Annotated in this window: 20 protein-coding genes and 1 other RNA gene; 13 read left to right on the top strand and 8 right to left on the bottom strand. The window is 53.4% G+C overall.

Annotation, left to right across the window (positions count from 1 at the left end; translation table 11 throughout):
• Nucleotides 1-20: 20 nt before the first annotated feature.
• The 3 genes from glmU to O3660_RS09120 form a co-directional block, all read right to left on the bottom strand.
• Complete coding sequence (gene glmU / locus O3660_RS09130; protein ID WP_049350743.1) at nt 21-1394, bottom strand: bifunctional UDP-N-acetylglucosamine diphosphorylase/glucosamine-1-phosphate N-acetyltransferase GlmU; 1374 nt, start codon at nt 1392-1394, stop codon at nt 21-23.
• A 98-nt stretch (nt 1395-1492) separates the two neighbouring features.
• Complete coding sequence (locus O3660_RS09125) at nt 1493-1777, bottom strand: membrane lipoprotein lipid attachment site-containing protein (RefSeq protein ID WP_049350744.1); 285 nt, start codon at nt 1775-1777, stop codon at nt 1493-1495.
• 52 nt (nt 1778-1829) lie between these two features.
• Nucleotides 1830-2486, bottom strand: a complete 657-nt coding sequence (locus O3660_RS09120; RefSeq protein ID WP_371464872.1) for a pyrimidine 5'-nucleotidase — start codon at nt 2484-2486, stop codon at nt 1830-1832.
• Nucleotides 2487-2550: 64 nt separating this feature from the next.
• Between O3660_RS09120 and O3660_RS09115 the strand changes: the two genes are divergently transcribed.
• The 3 genes from O3660_RS09115 (at nt 2551) to O3660_RS09105 (ending at nt 5053) form a co-directional block, all read left to right on the top strand.
• Entirely contained in the window at nt 2551-3552 is a 1002-nt protein-coding gene (locus tag O3660_RS09115; RefSeq protein ID WP_371464871.1) for a thiamine ABC transporter substrate-binding protein, read from the top strand.
• Between the two features lie 111 nt (nt 3553-3663).
• Complete coding sequence (locus O3660_RS09110; RefSeq protein ID WP_070615742.1) at nt 3664-4509, top strand: mechanosensitive ion channel family protein; 846 nt, start codon at nt 3664-3666, stop codon at nt 4507-4509.
• 76 nt (nt 4510-4585) lie between these two features.
• Nucleotides 4586-5053 (top strand): CinA family protein, encoded by a 468-nt coding sequence (locus O3660_RS09105; RefSeq protein WP_371464869.1) that lies wholly within the window; start codon nt 4586-4588, stop codon nt 5051-5053.
• Between the two features lie 78 nt (nt 5054-5131).
• On the opposite strand, the gene efeB is transcribed toward O3660_RS09105, so the two are convergent.
• The 3 genes from efeB to efeU all read right to left on the bottom strand — a co-directional run bounded on the left by efeB (nt 5132) and on the right by efeU (nt 8535).
• Nucleotides 5132-6397: an iron uptake transporter deferrochelatase/peroxidase subunit gene (gene efeB / locus O3660_RS09100; RefSeq protein ID WP_371464868.1), complete on the bottom strand. Its 1266-nt coding sequence runs from the start codon at nt 6395-6397 to the stop codon at nt 5132-5134.
• Nucleotides 6398-6531: 134 nt separating this feature from the next.
• A complete protein-coding gene (efeO, locus tag O3660_RS09095; RefSeq protein ID WP_049335642.1) occupies nt 6532-7698 on the bottom strand; it encodes an iron uptake system protein EfeO in 1167 nt (388 codons plus the stop codon).
• A gap of 12 nt (nt 7699-7710) precedes the next feature.
• On the bottom strand, nt 7711-8535 hold the full coding sequence (gene efeU, locus O3660_RS09090; RefSeq protein ID WP_049322979.1) for an iron uptake transporter permease EfeU: 825 nt from the start codon (nt 8533-8535) through the stop codon (nt 7711-7713).
• Between the two features lie 417 nt (nt 8536-8952).
• Between efeU and O3660_RS09085 the strand changes: the two genes are divergently transcribed.
• From O3660_RS09085 to O3660_RS09075, 3 genes are all read left to right on the top strand, one after another.
• Nucleotides 8953-10092, top strand: a complete 1140-nt coding sequence (locus tag O3660_RS09085) for a cytochrome-c peroxidase (protein ID WP_371464880.1) — start codon at nt 8953-8955, stop codon at nt 10090-10092.
• 138 nt (nt 10093-10230) lie between these two features.
• Complete coding sequence (locus tag O3660_RS09080; RefSeq protein ID WP_094192864.1) at nt 10231-10560, top strand: FKBP-type peptidyl-prolyl cis-trans isomerase; 330 nt, start codon at nt 10231-10233, stop codon at nt 10558-10560.
• Between the two features lie 125 nt (nt 10561-10685).
• Nucleotides 10686-10934 (top strand): BolA family protein, encoded by a 249-nt coding sequence (locus O3660_RS09075; protein ID WP_003686612.1) that lies wholly within the window; start codon nt 10686-10688, stop codon nt 10932-10934.
• Between the two features lie 142 nt (nt 10935-11076).
• On the opposite strand, the gene O3660_RS09070 is transcribed toward O3660_RS09075, so the two are convergent.
• Together O3660_RS09070 and bioH are read right to left on the bottom strand one after the other, a co-directional pair.
• Nucleotides 11077-11871, bottom strand: coding sequence for a class I SAM-dependent methyltransferase (locus O3660_RS09070; protein ID WP_371464879.1), 795 nt, complete (start codon nt 11869-11871; stop codon nt 11077-11079).
• 55 nt (nt 11872-11926) lie between these two features.
• On the bottom strand, nt 11927-12673 hold the full coding sequence (gene bioH, locus O3660_RS09065; RefSeq protein ID WP_254347320.1) for a pimeloyl-ACP methyl ester esterase BioH: 747 nt from the start codon (nt 12671-12673) through the stop codon (nt 11927-11929).
• On the opposite strand from bioH, the gene O3660_RS09060 reads away from it, so the two are divergent.
• The 7 genes from O3660_RS09060 to rnpB all read left to right on the top strand — a co-directional run bounded on the left by O3660_RS09060 (nt 12672) and on the right by rnpB (nt 16792).
• A complete protein-coding gene (locus O3660_RS09060; RefSeq protein ID WP_371464867.1) occupies nt 12672-13388 on the top strand; it encodes a ComF family protein in 717 nt (238 codons plus the stop codon). The two genes, bioH and O3660_RS09060, sit on opposite strands and share 2 nt — an antisense overlap.
• 64 nt (nt 13389-13452) lie before the next feature.
• Nucleotides 13453-13917, top strand: coding sequence for a tRNA (uridine(34)/cytosine(34)/5-carboxymethylaminomethyluridine(34)-2'-O)-methyltransferase TrmL (gene trmL, locus O3660_RS09055; protein WP_371464866.1), 465 nt, complete (start codon nt 13453-13455; stop codon nt 13915-13917).
• Nucleotides 13918-13965: 48 nt separating this feature from the next.
• On the top strand, nt 13966-14685 hold the full coding sequence (locus tag O3660_RS09050) for a septal ring lytic transglycosylase RlpA family protein (RefSeq protein WP_371464865.1): 720 nt from the start codon (nt 13966-13968) through the stop codon (nt 14683-14685).
• Nucleotides 14686-14783: 98 nt separating this feature from the next.
• The gene (gene ruvA, locus O3660_RS09045; protein WP_283121501.1) at nt 14784-15368 is read left to right on the top strand and encodes a Holliday junction branch migration protein RuvA; all 585 of its coding nucleotides are present in this window, start codon (nt 14784-14786) and stop codon (nt 15366-15368) included.
• A gap of 13 nt (nt 15369-15381) precedes the next feature.
• On the top strand, nt 15382-15615 hold the full coding sequence (locus O3660_RS09040) for a methionine-binding protein (protein WP_371464864.1): 234 nt from the start codon (nt 15382-15384) through the stop codon (nt 15613-15615).
• Between the two features lie 54 nt (nt 15616-15669).
• The gene (locus O3660_RS09035; RefSeq protein WP_371464863.1) at nt 15670-16377 is read left to right on the top strand and encodes a hypothetical protein; all 708 of its coding nucleotides are present in this window, start codon (nt 15670-15672) and stop codon (nt 16375-16377) included.
• 53 nt (nt 16378-16430) lie between these two features.
• Nucleotides 16431-16792, top strand: an RNA gene (gene rnpB / locus O3660_RS09030) — RNase P RNA component class A.
• Nucleotides 16793-16864 lie beyond the last annotated feature (72 nt).

The following is a 16864-nucleotide window of genomic DNA, read 5'->3' as shown; positions in this document are numbered from 1 at the left end:
TTTCTTATTTTCAGGCAGCCTTACTTCTTATCGCCTTTTTCCGGACGCACCCAGCCTTCGATGACGGTTTGGCGAGAACGGGCGAGGACGAGTTTGCCGTCTTCGCAATTGCGGGTAATCGCGCTGCCCGCGCCTGTCGTTACTTTGTTGCCGAGGGTGACGGGCGCGACTAGGACGCAGTTGGAGCCGATGCGGACTTCGTCGCCGATGACGGTTTTGTATTTGTTCACGCCGTCGTAGTTGGCGATGATCGTGCCTGCGCCGAAGTTGGTTTTGCTGCCGACTTCGGCGTCGCCGATGTAGGTGAGGTGGTTGGCTTTGGTGCCTTTGCCGATGGCGGCGTTTTTGATTTCGACGAAGTTGCCGACGTGTACGTCGTCTGAAAGACGGGCTTGCGGACGCAAACGGGCGTATGGGCCGATTTGGTTGTTTTCGCCGACTTCGCAACCTTCAAAATGGGAGAATGGGGCGATTTTGGTGTTGGCACCGATTTTGGCGTTTTTGATGACGCAGTTTGCGCCGATTTCGACGTTGTCGCCGATTTCGACTTCGCCTTCGATTACGACGTTGACGTCAATCACGACATCTTGTCCGTGTTTCAGACGGCCTCGTAAATCGAAACGTGCCGGATCGCGCAGGGTTACGCCTGCTTTGAGCAATTCTTGCGCCTGTTCGGTTTGGAAAATGCGCTCGAGTTCGGCCAGTTGGAGTTTGTTGTTCACGCCGGCGGCCAAATGGGAGGCGCGGACTTGGACGGGATGAACTTTGATGCCGTCGGCAACGGCTTTGGCGATGAGGTCGGTCAGATAGTATTCGCCTTGGGCATTGTTGCTGGAAAGACTGTTTAACCAAGCTTCGAGTTTGGCGTTAGGCAGAACCAAAATGCCGGTATTGATTTCTTTCACGGCTTTTTGGGCGGCATCGGCGTCTTTTTCTTCGACAATGGCGGTTACGCTGCCGTTGCTGTCGCGGATGATGCGGCCCAAACCTGTCGGGTCGTTGGGTACATCGGTTAACAGGCCGACTTCGTCGCCTGCGGCTTCGAGCAGGGTTTCGAGGGTGGCTGCGTCAATCAGGGGGACGTCGCCGTACAACACCAGCGTGCGGCCTTCGGCAGACAGGTGCGGCAGGGCGGTTTTGACGGCGTGGCCGGTACCGAGCTGTTCGGTTTGTTCGACCCAAACGACATCGCGTTTGACGGTGTCCAAGACTTGCTCTTTGCCGTGGCCGATGACGACGCAGATGTTTTGGGGATTCAGGGAGGCGGCGGTGTCGATAACGCGCTCAACCATGGGAAGGCCGCCGATGCGGTGCAGCACTTTGGGCATTTTGGAGTACATGCGCGTGCCTTTGCCGGCGGCGAGGATGACGATATTTAAAGCTGTCTGAGCCATGATACGGTTTCCGTTGTCGTTGTTTGAGGCCGTCTGAAAAGTGTGGCAACAAGTGTTGATTGTTTTTCACTCCGTTTCAGACGGCCTTGGGGATATTGTTATTCGGTTGCTGGCTGTTGGTTGGCAAATTGCGGTTTTTGCCAGTGCTGGCCGCGTTCGCCGTGTTCAGCATGATCCGCTTGGTTGGATTGGACGGCGCGACGCTCAGGACGGAATTGGTTGTAATTCATGTTTTTAGAATAAGTCCCGTCCTGATAAACGATAGGTGTGCCGGTAGCATATTTTTGGCGTACGGCGGTACGGCCGGATTCGTTGGTGTAGGTTTCCCAAGAGCAACTGGCCAAAACGGCGGCGGCGGTCAGAATTAAAGCGAGTTTACGCATGATGTTGTCCTTGTTTTTAAATGTTGGAAATACTGTGTATTGTACTGGTTTTTTAAAGGCTTAATGGCAGGTTTTGTGCAAAATCAAGCAAGCCCTGCATATCTTTCGCTGTGCCGTCGGCAAATGGCAGCGGATGGACTTTTTCGCCGTACCAAACGGTCTTCATGCCCAAGGCTTTGGCTTGGTGCAGATTGTCGGCGCTGTCGTCCACCATAATGCACTGTTCGGGTTTGACGCCCAACAGGCGGCAGACGTTGAGATAGGCTTGCGGATTGGGTTTGTAGAGCAGGCCAAAGTCGTCCGTGCCGAACAAGCCGTCAAAATGCGCTTCCAAGCCCAACACCTCAACCAATGCGCGGACATAAAACGAAGGCCCGTTGGAAAATACGGTTTTTCGCCCTTTCAGACGGCCTAAAACGTCATCAGTTCCATCCATACCCTCCACCTTTGCCAAAATTTGCTTAAGCGGGTGACTTTCACGCAAAAATTCATCGATATCGACTTCAGGATGGTGGATTTGCAAACCGGCAAGCGTCGCGCCGTATCGGTGCCAATAATCTTGGCGCAGGTGGGATGCGGCTTCTTCGGAAAGTTTCAGACGGCCTGCCATGTATTCGGTCATGGCGCGGTTGATGATGTAGAAAATGCCGGCTTCGGCATTGTGCAAAGTATTGTCGAGGTCAAACAGCCAAACAGGAGAATGATTCATATCGTGCCTTGATATGCAGATTTTGTTATGATATTTCGTATTTTACCCGTACAAAGGAAAGAGAATGAAACTGAAATTGTCCGCCGTGGCTCTGTTGCTGGCTTCGGCAAACCTGTACGCCCAAACCGAAGTGCGTTTGGCCGTGCACAAATCCTTCAGCCTGCCCCAAACCGTCATCGCGCAATTTGAAAAAGCCAACGATGCCAAAGTGTCCGTCATCAAGGCAGGCAGCGGCAACGAAATGCTCAACAAGCTGATTTTGAGCAAGGCCAACCCGATTGCCGATGCGGTTTACGGTTTGGACAACGCCAACATCGGCAAAGCCAAAGCCGCCGGCATCCTTGCCGCCAACCAACCCAAATCCGCACCCGTAACCGCCTCCCTGCCCGATGCGCTGGCCGTCGATTACGCCTATGTCGCCATCAACTACGACAAAAAATGGTTTGAACAGAAAAAACTGCCTCTGCCGCAAACCCTGCAAGACCTGACCAAACCGGAATATAAAAACCTTTTGGTAACCCCGTCTCCCGCCACATCCTCGCCCGGCCTCTCCTTCCTCTTGGCCAACATCGGCGGCATGGGTGAAGAAGGCGCATTCAAATGGTGGGCGCAAATGCGCCAAAACGGCGTGAAAGTTGCCAAAGGCTGGAGCGAAGCCTACTACACCGACTTCACCCAAAACGGCGGCGCCTATCCCCTCGTGGTCAGCTATGCCACCAGCCCGGCGGCCGAAGTCCACTACTCCAAAGGCAAATACAGCACCCCGCCCACCGGCAACCTCTTCCTCAAAGGCGGCACATTCCGCCAAGTTGAAGGCGCGGCCGTTTTGAAAGGCGCAAAACAACCCGAGCTGGCGGCCAAACTGGTGAACTGGCTGCAAAGCGGCGAAGTGCAACAAGCCCTTCCTGCCGAAATGTGGGTCTATCCGGCTGCCAAAAACACGCCGCTGCCCAAAGTATTCGAGTTTGCCCAAACCCCGAAACACAGCGATTCCCCCAACCGCGCCGACATCAACACCAAACAAAAACAATGGGTGAGCCGTTGGAGCAAAACTGTTTTACGTTAAACCGAAAAACTTGAAAACACATCAAGGCCGTCTGAAAAAACAAATCATTAGTTTTTCAGACGGCCTTGTTTTACAATGACCTTTTAAACAACTTCACACGCACACACAATTATGAATTTCGATCTTCAAGTCCTCTCTTCGTTCTCCGGCTGGGAACAACTCGCCCAAACCGGCATGTCTTTCGGTACCAACCTGCTGGCCGCCTTAGCCATCTTCTTTATCGGCCGCTGGGTCGCCACGCGCGTGGTGACACTGATGAAAGCCGCGCTGACACGCGCCAAAGTCGATAAAACACTGGTCAGCTTCCTCGGCAACGTTGCCAACATCGGCCTGCTGATCCTCATCATTATCGCGGCACTGGGCAAACTCGGTATCCCGACCACTTCCGTTACCGCCCTGATCGGTGGCGCAGGCTTGGCCGTGGCTTTGTCTTTGAAAGACCAACTGTCCAACTTCGCCGCCGGCGCGCTGATTATCCTGTTCCGTCCGTTTAAAGTCGGCGACTTTATCCGCGTCAACGGTTTTGAAGGCATCGTCCGCGAAATCAAAATGGTGCAGACCTCTTTGAGTACGCCGGACAACGAAGAAGTCGTCCTGCCTAACAGCGTGGTCATGACCAACAGCATCACCAACCGCTCCTCCCTGCCCCTGTGCCGCGCCCAAGTCGTTGTCGGCGTCGACTACGCCTGCGACTTGAAAGCCGCCAAAGCCGCCGTATTGAGAGCGGCAACCGAGCATCCATTGTGTGTTCAAACTGAAGAACGACCTGCCGTCGTATACATTACCAACCTTGGCGACAGCGCCATCGAAATTACCCTTTGGGCGTGGACGCAAGAAGAAAATCTCGGCCCGTTCCGATTCGCCCTGAACGAGCAAGTGGTTGAAAACCTGCGCGAAGCCAACATCAACATCCCATTCCCACAATGTGATGTCCACCTCATTCAGCCGAAAGACTGATTTCAGCTTTCAGGCCGTCTGAAATCCGGCGGGCCAAGCGCCTGCCCGGTTTTACCCTTTTCCCTAAGGAGCCGCCATGTCCCACCTGCAAACCATCGCCGAACACCTGACCAGCCGCCGCCAAACCGTTACCTGCGCCGAGTCCTGCACCGGCGGCCTGCTTGCAGGTGCGCTGACCTCCATTCCCGGCAGCTCGCAGTGGTTTCACCAAAGCTTCGTCACATACAGCAACCAAGCCAAACAAGACCGCCTCGGCGTCATGCCCGACACCTTGCTGAAACACGGCGCGGTTAGCCGCGAGACCGTCTATGAAATGGCACGCGGCGCAAAAGCCGTCGCGCAGGCAGATTACGCCTTGAGTATTTCCGGCATCGCCGGCCCTGGCGGCGGCAGCGCGGCCAAACCGGTCGGCACAGTCTGGTTCGGCCTGGCCACGCCCGAAGGCTCGTTTGAACAAACCGCGCTATTCACGGGCGATCGCGAAGCTGTAAGGGTGCAAGCCGTCGAATACGCATTGGCTTTCTTGGCGGAACATTTGGTTTGATAGAAAAAACTCAGGCCGTCTGAAATCTGGAAATCAGGTTTCAGACGGCCTTTTTATCTATTCAAACCATCGGAGGATTTATACGCCCAAAAGCTCTTTGCCGAGGAAGCTGTCTTTTTCGACACCCGGCAGGACGAAGAAATAGCCGCCGCCAAACGGGCTGATATATTCCTCCAGTGGCTCACCATTGAGCAGGTTTTGCACGAAGATGAAACCATCGGCAAGGTTGGCCTGATAGCAGATGAACACCAAGCCGACATCGAGCTGGCCGTTGGCGGCGAGACCGCGCGAGTAGTTGAAGGCGCGGCGGTAGAGCAGGTGTTTTTTCATGAACTCCGGATCGCGCGGATTGGCAAGGCGCATATGGCTGTCTTTGGGCGTGATTTTGCCGTCGGGGTCTTTGGCGAAATCGGCGGTGTCGCCCTCTTTTTTACCGTCCATGGGCGCGCCGCTGTATTTGCGCCGGCCGAAAATATCGGTTTGTTCCTGCATCGGGGTGCGGTCCCAAAATTCGACAAAGTGGCGGATGAGGCGGACGGCCTGATAGCTGCCGTTTTTCGTCCATGCCGGTTCGTCCAAGCTGTTGGCGGCAATGCCCGTCCACAGGACTTGATCGGCGACTTTGGGATCTTCGACTTTAGGATTGCCGGAGCCGTCGCGGAAACCTAAAAGGTTGCGCGCGGCAATGGCGCCGGGTTCGGCTTTAGGGAGCCAACCGTCTATGCTCCAGCGGATCACGGCAAACTGGGCGGTGTTTTTGATGATGTCGCGCAGGGCGGCTTGGCAGGTTTCGGGGGAGAATGCGCAAATTTGCAGGCTGAGGTCGCCGTCGCACCAAGATTTTTGGAGTTTGTCGTTAGGAAAGTCGCGCATTTCCTGCAGGTGTTTCGGCTTTTTGTCTTTGAGGCCGAAGCGGTCGTCAAAGAGGCTGTTGCCGACGCCGACGGTAACTGTCAATCCGTCGGGGCGGAATTGTTTGCCGAGGATGCCGCTGCCCGCAGGCGGGAGCTTGTCGTCGCCGTCTTGGTATTCGCCGCCTTGGGTGAGGAATTCGATGCGGGCGGTCAGGGCGCGGAACAGGTTTTCAAGTTGTTTGGCGTCTTTGGCGGTAACGTCAAAGGCACACATGATGCCGAAGAGCTGGTGTGGCGTAACGATGCCTGCCTGATGCTCGCCATAGCACGGATAGGCCAGCTCGGAATGTTGGTTGTTTTGGGTCTCAGCGGCGGTTTCGCCTTGTTTTTTACCGGCAAAATAACCGGCAACGCCGATGGCGCCGGCGGCAAGGGCAGTTTTGAAAAGGGTTCGTTTTTCGGGTTGTGCCGGTTGTTTGTTTTGGCTCATGGTCTGCTCCTTGGCAGGGAACGGAAAGATTGCAATCGTGTGAAGTAAGGTCGGTTTTCAAGCATATTTGTGTGGGCGACAATAAGATTCAGACGACCTTTCAATATCCAAAGGCCGTCTGAAAACGCGTTATCTTATTTCAAACCCAAAATACCGCGCAGTTTGGCCAAGTCTTCTGCCAAGGCATTAATCGGCGCCTGCAGGGCTTTGCGGTCTTCTTCGCTCAGTTTGTCATACAGCTCGAAACCGTTCGGGGTTTTGTATTTCGCCAAAATGTCTTCAACCTGTTTGAAGTTGGCATCGGTTTTTTCCAACAACGCTTTGTCTTTGGCTTCGATCAGCGGACGGAACAAATCAACGATTTTTTTGGAGCCTTCCACATTGGCTTGGAAGTCGCTCAAGTCGGTATGGCTGTAACGGTCTTCTTCGCCGCTGATTTTGCTGCCGGCCACTTCTTCAATCAGTTCGGACGCGCCGCCGACCACCTTACCCGGAGGGAATGCCAATGCGTCGATTTCTTTTTGTAGTGCTTCGACATCGGTCATCAGTTTGGCTGCAATTTCCTTCACGCCGGATACGTCTTTTTCTACCCAAAGGGCGTGTTCGATACGGTGGAAGCCGGTAAATCCGGCATCTTTCGCACCGTCTTTGAAGTCGTCTTCACGCGCATCGATGACGGGGTCGAGTTCGCTGAAAAGCTCGGCAATCGGTTCGATACGTTCGTAATGGACGCGGGTGGCGGCAAACAGGGATTTGGCCTTTTCAATGTCGCCGGCTTTAACGGCTTCGGTAAAGGTTTTGGTTTTCGCCACCAGCTCTTTAACCTCGCCTTGAACGTAAGCTTTATAGTCGGCGAGCGGTTGGGACAGTTTTTCCAAATCCGCTTCGTTGGCAGTATCTTTGAAGCCGCTGTCGGTAACAATCAGCTTACCGCGCGGATTGGTCAACAGGCCGCAAGTCATTTCATATTCGCCCGGCAGCAGGGTAACGGTCATTTTGTCGGATAAACCCGGGGCGATGTTTTCACGCTCGTCCACCACCATCACGCCTTTCAGGATTTCCCATTCCAGCTTGCGGCCGCTGTCGTTTTTAATATTGAACACGACTTGGCCGCTGGGGACGGTCAATTCCATTGGTTCACAAGCAGTATCGTTCACGCCGATATTGACCGAACCGTCGGCATTGGCGGCAGCGGATGCGCCTGAAGCGGCAGGCGCGGCTTTTTCGGCTTCAGGCGGCTGACACGCGGTCAAACCCAGAGCCAACATTACGGACAAAGCAGTCAGATTGAATTTTTTCATTTTCATTCCTTTTTATTTAGTTAACGTTTTTGCTGGCGCACTGCCGCGCAAAAACCAAATCATGACGGGAACCAGATACAGCAGCCAAATCAGGACTTCGCCTTCGGTTGGGTGGTCGGTATAGCCGAAGAAACCGCCGAGCAGCACGCCTAAAGGGCTGTCTTCATGCAAATATTTCGATGTGTCGAAAGCAATATCCTGCATCACATTCCATACGCCGGCCTCATGCAGCGCGCGAAACGAACCAGCCAGCAGACCGGCCGCCACTACAATCAAAAACGCGCCCGTCCAACGGAAAAACTTCGCCAAGTTCAGGCGCATACCGCCCTGATAAATCAGCGTACCGATGACAACCGCCACCAACAGCCCCAACACCGCGCCTATCGGCATAGACCATGTCGGGCTTTGCTGGAACACGGCCAGCAGGAAAAACACGCTCTCCAACCCTTCACGCGCCACAGCCAAAAACGCCATGCCGACCAAGGCCCAACCCTGGCCGCTGCCGCGGTTCAAGGCCGACTGAACAGAATCCTGAAGATGCTGTTTCATCGAACGTGCGGCCTTTTTCATCCACAAAATCATGTACGTCAGCATGGCCACGGCCACCAGGCCGATGACGCCGACCACCAATTCCTGTTCTTTTTGCGGAATCTCGCCAGTAGCGGAATGAATGCCGTAACCAATACCCAAACACATGACCGAAGCCAAAAACACGCCCAGCCAAACCTTCGGCATCAGCTCGCTGTGTCCCGACTGTTTCAAAAAACTGGCAACAATGCCGACGATCAGGGCGGCTTCGATGCCCTCGCGCAGCATAATCAATAAAGCAATCAGCATAAAAAACTCTAAAGTGAAACGTTCATTTGTTAACGCATTTATAACGCTTTATGTTTAATAATGCAAATTATTTTTATTTTTTAATAACCCTATATTTATTAAGATTTTTTAAAAGAAAATAACGAACGTAATCAATAAAAACTAAAAGGCCGTCTGAATTTTATTTTTTCAGACGGCCTTAATTTATCTAAGTAATTGTAAATAAATAATAAAAAAGTTCCATAGTATAAATTTCCCTATCAGTGATATTTTCAAAATTTATCAAATTTAAAAGGTTGATTTACAACAAAAATTAAAACCGCCTTATCTTTTATAGTTGGCATATTGCTGGTGCAATCAGCAATCCATGACATAACAAACGCATAACAAAGGAACCCTCCTACGCCACGTTTAAAACTCCACCAAATCGCTTTGGCTTTGGCCGTTTCTGCCGCGCTGACCGCCTGCGGCGAGAAAACGGCTCAAACAACCGAAACCCCTCAAGCAGCTTCTGCCGCGAGCGGTGCCGATGCTGCCGCAAGCACCGCCGCTGTTTCGGCCCCTCAAAATTCTGCCGATGTTTCTGCCGAAGACAAAGCCCTGTTGGAACGCGCGCAAGCTACGTTCAAACCTTTGCCTGACTTAGCCGAAATGCAAAAAGTTCGTCCGTTTACCGAAGAACAGGTCAAACTCGGCCAACAACTTTGGTACGAAAACCGCCTGTCCAAAGGCAACACCGTCAGCTGTAACTCTTGCCACAACTTGGCAACTGCCGGCGTAGACAACATGCCGACCAGCGCGGGTCACAAAAGCCAATTCGGCGGCCGTAACTCCCCAACTGCCCTGAATGCCGCCTTGTTGGGCAGCCAATTCTGGGACGGCCGTGCAGCCGATGTGGAAGAACAAGCCGGCGGCCCATTGCTCAACCCGGTTGAAATGGCCAACGCTACCGAAGCCGATGCCGCCGCCAAAATCGCCGGTATCCCTGAATACCAAGAAAAATTCAAAGCCGCATTCCCTGAAGACGGCGCGGTTTCCTTCAAAAACATCACCACCGCATTGGGCGCGTTTGAACGTACCCTGCTGACCCCGACCCGTTGGGACGACTACCTGAAAGGCAACGTATCTGCCCTGAGCGAACAAGAACGCAAAGGCGTACGCGCATTTATGGACAACGGCTGTATCGCTTGTCACAGCGGCGTCAACTTGGGCGGTAGCATGTTCCAAAAATTCGGTTTGGTGGATGGTCCTTACTGGAAACACATCGACGATCCTAAACACGACAAAGGCCGTGCGGACGTAACCAAAAAAGCCGAAGACGAATTCTTCTTCCGTGTTCCCGGCTTGAGAAACGTTGAACGTACCTATCCATACTTCCACAACGGCAGCGTTTGGGAACTGGATAAAGCCGTCAACATCATGGCAAAAGCGCAATTGGGTAAAACCTTGGCTCCGGAAGACACTGAAAACATCGTTGCCTTCTTGAAAGCCCTCTCCGGCAATGTTCCAGAGTCTGCCCGAACCATGCCTGAGCTGCCCGTCTCCCACGATGTCAAATCCCAACCTGACAACAAATAAGGTTTAGCATAAAACAAGGCCGTCTGAAAATCCGTTTCAGACGGCCTTTTTGTTGCCGGCCATATGGGCGCATTTGTTTCACGATTCCACACAATATGGTAATCTTGAACCGATTTTCACCATACATCCGAAAGGAACATCATGAGCCTGATTATTGAAGACTTGCAAGAAGGCCACGGCAAAGAAGCCGTCAAAGGCAAAGAAATCACCGTACATTACACCGGCTGGTTGGAAGACGGTACCAAATTCGACTCCAGCCTCGACCGCCGTCAACCGCTGACCATCACTCTAGGCGTCGGCCAAGTAATTAAAGGTTGGGACGAAGGCTTCGGCGGCATGAAAGAAGGCGGAAAACGCAAGCTGACCATTCCTTCCGAAATGGGCTACGGCGCACACGGTGCCGGCGGCGTGATTCCTCCGCACGCAACTTTGATTTTTGAAGTCGAGCTGCTGAAAGTGTACGAATAAGCATTTGACGCTCCCAAAGACCGAGGCCGTCTGAAACCCTGTTTTTCAGGTTTCAGACGGCCTGTTTTTATCAAGATTCGGTATAATGCCTGTTTTACAAACAAACCATTTCCCAAGGAACCCTCATGCTTTTACCCGAACAAGTCAAAACCCTGATTGAAGGCGTTACCCCTTGCGAACACGTCGAAGTCGAAGGCGACGGCCATCACTTCTTCGCCGTAATCGTTTCCTCTTCCTTTGAAGGCAAAGCCCGCCTCGCCCGCCACCGCCTGATTAAAGACGGCCTCAAGCCGCAACTTGAAAGCAACGAATTGCACGCGCTGTCGATTTCCGTTGCCGCCACGCCGGCCGAATGGGCGGCCAAACAGGCTTAATTCGGAATCAAACAAAAGGCCGTCTGAAACTTCAGACGGCCTTTTTCATACATATCAAACAGCGCAGGCAATCGATACAAACGCTACACCACATTCCACAATACGCAATCGCGGTGTAAACCCTACCGGCACAACCGCCAAACTAGCCCTGCCGTTTCGGGAAAAACTGCACCACGTTCTCCCCTTGCGGCAACACCAATTTCTTCACGGCATGGCCGTACACGGTTTCAAGCGTGATGTTCAGACGGCCTTCGTTGGCAAAAATCTTATCCACAGCTTCCTTGGCCGCTTGCGGATTGCTGAACTTCAACGCATTCCACAATCCCAAGGTTTCCATGTCCTGCCAAAACGTCCCGGCTTTTTTATAGCTCAACTCAAGCTTGGCCGTGTCGGTTACCGGATCGTAAAAGCCGTTGTCGGCGAGCATATCGCCCAAGTCGTGCATATCAATCAGCGTGGGCGCTTCGCATTCGATGCCTTCATGGTTCAGACGGCCTGTCAGCTCGCTCAGGCTGTCGCGGCCAAAGTGCGTGAAAAACAATAATCCGTCGGTTTTCAAGGCTGCGGCCCAGTTTTTCAAAACCGGCAAAATATCGTCGGCGCGGCTGAGGCTGAGATTGGCCCACAACATATCGACGGATGCTTCGGGCAGCGGCGCGGTCAGGGCTTGGCAATGCTGCGGGATGATTTTGCCGGTCAGCTTCTGCCAGAAACCGCCTTTGCGCGCGGCGGCGGCGGTTTTCAAAAAGTCGGCATTCGGATCGTATTCTTCAAACACGGCGTCGGGATAACGCGCGGCCAGCAGGCTGCGGCTGATGTCGGCATCGGCACCAATCAGCATGATGCGTTTAGGTGCATTGCGGACTAGCTGCAGGCGCTCGTCGGTGTCTTGGGCGAGATGGCGGTGAATCTGCCAGCGTTTGTCTTGTTCGGTCATGGTGGGTCGTGTCAGCGGGCTTTGCCCGACAATGTTTTTATGGTTTAAGGCTGTTTCAGACGGCCTTTTCGACAAAATTGCGGTAGGTTTCGGCAAATTCGTCGGCATGGCTTAAAAAGGGCGCGTGTGCGGCTTTGTCGATCAGGACCAGCTCGCTGTCGCTCAAATGGCGGTGTAAATATTCGCCCATGCGCGGCGGCGTAATGGCGTCTTTCTGTCCAAACACCAGCAATGACGGCGTTTGAATCAGCGGCAACAGCGGACGCGCATCGGCATGGTTGACCGCTTCAAGCGCGGCCTGTAAGGCGGAAGGCGTGCCGCAGCGTGCCAAATCGGGCAACACCCGGTTTAAGATTTCGCCTGAATGCGGCGTGTGCAGCAGTTGCAGTTGTAGAAACTGTTTAATATGTTTGGCATAATCCTGCTGGAATGCGCCGACCATCTTGCCCAAGGCAGGTTGCGCCAAGCCTTCGGGATAATCCGTATCGGCAGTCAATCGGGCAAAACTTGCCGTCAGGCAGAGCGATTGGATTTTGTCGGGATAAAGCGCGGTCAGATACAGGGCAACCAATCCGCCCAGCGACCAGCCGAGAATGTGTGCCGGCGTGTCGATTTGTCCGGCGAAGGCTTCGGCAACGGCGGCAATATCAAACGGTTCGGCAAAAGGCGCATCGCCGTGTCCGGGCAAATCCAGCGCGCGGACGTCCCAATCGGCAGGCAGGCGCGGTATCAAATCGTCGAATACATGGCGGTTCGCCGCCCAACCGTGTATCAGATAAACTTTTTTGGCGGAGTGTGGCATGAATGTTCTTTCTTGGTGGCGCAGTTTGAAACAGCTCAATGCGCGACGTTGCGTATTATGCCACGATTCCGTTTCAGACGGCCTTTGCCGAGGCTGCACAAACGATTTAACGGAATATTTTATCGATGCGGCACAAAGCTGCCCTTTGTGTTTCCACCATGTCGCGGGTGGGGCAGTGTGCGGCAGTTGTCAGAAAAATCCGCCCGCATTTGATAGAATGTGGGCCTCGCTATATTACGAACCGCCCGTCAGCAGCATGATACGCGAGCTGAAACACTTGGCCGATTTGGGCATGAGCCGTCCGTTGGCGGATTTAATGTGCCAAAACGCACCGGACTGGCTAACGACGGAACACTTTGATTTTGTCCTGCCCATGCCTTTGAGCAAAGAGCGGCGGCTCAAGCGCGGATTCAACCAAAGCGAGGCGTTGACGGATATTTTGGCAAAACGCTACGGCTGGACGCTGCTGCCGCGCCACGCGGTTTTCAGACGGCATGGCGAGCCGCAAAGTACGCTGAAAAGCGATGAACGTCTGCTAAATATCAAGAATGCATTTAAAATCAAAGCCGAATTGCCGAAGGCGTGTAATATTCTGTTAATTGACGATGTCTTCACCACCGGCTCGACTTTAAACGAATTGGCGAAAACGCTGAAAAAATCAGGCACAGGTAAGATTTTTTGCTGGAGCTTGGCACGGCCGCCAATGAAAAAATAGCTTAAACTTTTTGACACCCATGGAACATTTCGGCATTATGCCACTCTATAAGTGATTGATTTATATGTTTACCATAGTTTTGTACCAACCCGAAATCCCGCCCAATACGGGCAATATCATCCGCCTGTGCGCCAATACCGGTGCCGATTTGCACTTGGTCAAGCCGCTTGGTTTCCCTCTGGATTCGTCCAAAATGAAACGCGCGGGTTTGGATTATCACGAGTTTGCCAAACTGACGGTACATGAGAATTTCGAAGACTGCCTCAAGGCCCTCGAAGGCCGCCGCATTTTCGCGCTGACCACCAAAGGCTCTACCCGCCCCGACGAAGTTTCCTTCCGCGAAGGCGACGTGTTGCTGTTTGGTCCCGAAACACGCGGCCTGCCTGCCGAAGTTTTCGACAGCCTGCCTGCCGGACAAAAAATCCGCCTGCCGATGATGCCCGACAGCAGGAGCATGAATCTTTCCAATACCGTCGCCGTTATTCTGTTTGAAGCATGGCGACAAAACGGTTTTGCCGGCGGCGTATAACAGGCCGTCTGAAACCGCTGCGTTATCAACTCAAGAACGGAACCCGTTTTGACTTTTACTAAAAAAACCCTCCTTTCCTTAGCCGCCGCCACCATCGGCGTCCTTTCTATCAATGCCGCCGTTGCCGACAGCGTGGTCCGAGTCGAAAAACTGCATCCTTCTGCCAACCGCAGTTACAAAGTTGCCGGCAAACTCTACACGCCGCTGACCAAAGTTTCCTCTTTCAGCCAAACCGGCAAAGCCTCATGGTACGGCAACCAATTCCACGGCCGTAAAACTTCCAGCGGCGAGCGTTACAATATGAACGCCCTCTCCGCCGCCCACAAAACCCTCCCTATTCCCAGCTACGCACGCGTGACCAATATGCAAAACGGCAAAAGCGTCATCGTCCGCGTCAACGACCGCGGCCCTTTCCACGGCAACCGCGTCATCGATGTTTCCAAAGCCGCCGCCCAACAATTAGGTTTCATCAACCAAGGCTCGGCCAACGTCAAAGTTGAACAAATCATCCCCGGCCAAACCGCCGCTCAAACCATTATTTCCCCAAACAACAAAGAATTTTTTGTTGATTTGAAATCCTTCGGTACCCAACGCGAAGCGCAGGCTTATTTGAACCAAACCGCACAAAACCTACCATCCGACAGCAAAATCATGCTTGAAAAACGCAACTACGAATACGTTGTCAAAATGGGTCCGTTCAGCAGCCAAGAACGTGCCGCCGAAGCAGGCGAACGCGCCCGTCATCTGAACCTGGCATCCGCCATCTGATTTCGTCCGCGTTACCGCTGAAGTTTGATACAATACAAGGCCGTCTGAAACCCGATTGCAAGGTTTCAGACGGCCTTTTTTAATCACAGGGGAACACCATGATCAGCAGGCTTACAGGCAAATTGATTGAGAAAAATCCGCCGCAGGTCGTTATCGACGTCAACGGCGTCGGTTATGAAGCCGACGTTTCCATGCAGACTTTCTACAACCTGCCCTCCGTTGGCGAAGCCGTCCATCTCTACACCCAGCTGGTCGTCCGCGAAGACGCGCATTTGCTGTTTGGTTTCGCCTCAGCCGAGGAACGCGCCACCTTCCGCCAACTGGTCAAAGTCAGCGGCATTGGTGCCAAAACCGCATTGGGCATTTTGTCGGCCATGAATGCCGACGAACTGGCGCAAGCCATCGCCGAGGAAGATGTCAAACGCCTATCTTCCGCCCCCGGCATCGGCAAGAAAACCGCCGAGCGCATGGTGTTGGAACTGCGCGGCAAACTTGTATCCCATACCGTTTCAGACGGCCTGTTTGCCCCTGTTGCCGTTGCCGACGAAAGCCAAGATATCATCAACACCCTGCTTGCCCTCGGCTACAACGAACGCGAAGCCAAAGCCGCCACCAAAGGCATTCCTAAAGGCACGGAAGTCGGCGAAGGCGTGCGGCTGGCCTTGAAAAACCTGCTTAAATAAGGCCGTCTGAAACATGAAGGCATTGGCCCTGAGCATCACCCTCTTACTGAGCGCGTGCGTCTATACCGAGACTCCGTATGGGCGCACCGCCGTCTTGGACCTGCCCGTCCACTCGCAAACCACCATCAACAAAACCGTAACCATCAACGCCCCGCCCGGGACGACCGTCATCTATCAAGACAGCGAACCCGTCCGTAATTACCCGGCCTATCCCGTCTATCCGCGCCGGGTTTATCATTATCGATAAACAACGCTGACCGTTTGAAACCATATGTTCAGACAGCCTGTTGAGAGACCGACCATGAAATACATCCTTCCCCTGCTTTTACTCCTAAGTGCCTGCACACCGGACACCAAGACCACAGATGCCGCATCCTCCCCAAAAACATACGGCTTCGCACACCGCCTGACCGAAGGCGAAAAACTGCTGACCCAAGCCCTCATCAAACAAGACCTCGCCGCCTACTTCAAACACGAAACCGGCGGCGCATTTGCCGAACAAGCCCCCTTATTCTCGGCCCAACAACTTGCCGAACAGAAAAACATCCCCAAAAACGATGCCATCGGTGTTTACGGCAAAATCATCAAAGCCCAAGGCCGAACCGCCTGGCTGCAAACCGACAAGCAAACCCTCAAACTCGATTTGGCCGAACCGCTGCAAGAAGCGGAAGGCGAAGTTACCCTCGTCTGCCAACATGAAAACACTGCATTTCAAGACTGCCAAACAGAAGAAAACTTCGCCCGACGCTTTACAGAACAAATTTTCTCGGCGGTCGAGTCCGGGCGCGTATCCGCCCAAACAGACGCACCGGCCGAAGAAATCATGGCCGGCCGCCTCATCCCATTTTTGAGTGCCGCCAGCGACTTTACCGGCAACTTCAAAGCCTGCGCCACCACCATGACCGAATACTGCACCAGCCGCCTGGCACGCGAAATGCCCGAATCCGCAGTCCGCAAAAAAGCACAGGAATTGGGTTTAACCGAAATAGCATTTAAAAAGAAAAAATAAATATTTAGGCCGTCTGAACCTTATAGCGACTGTGCTATAATCCGCGACTCATACAGGTCGGACAGACAGTCGCCGCGTATCGCGTAAGGCATACGGGGAGGAAAGTCCGGGCTCCATAGAGCAGAATGCCGGCTAACGGCCGGGCGCGGCAACGCGACGGAAAGTGGAACAGAAAGCAATACCGCCGATGATTGCCTTCGGGCAAAACAGGTAAGGGTGAAAAGGTGCGGTAAGAGCGCACCGTGCATTTGGTAACAAAGCGCAGCAGGCTAAACCCCATTCGGAGCAAGACCAAACAGAACGCGATGACGCTGCTCGCCGAGCGTTCGGGTAGGTTGCTTGAGCACACCAGCAATGATGTGCCTAGAGGAATGACTGTCCGCGACAGAACCCGGCTTACCGTCCGAGCTGTATGTCCCCATACCGCGGCAGGTTTTAAAAACCTGCCGCATTTTTATAGAAATAAAAAGGCCGTCTGAAACCTGAA

The sequence above is a fragment of the Neisseria sp. 27098_8_139 genome (assembly GCF_041433195.1).
GTDB lineage: Bacteria > Pseudomonadota > Gammaproteobacteria > Burkholderiales > Neisseriaceae > Neisseria > Neisseria subflava.
The sequence above is the reverse complement of the archived record's forward strand: the minus strand, read 5'-3'. Positions and strand labels throughout refer to the sequence as shown.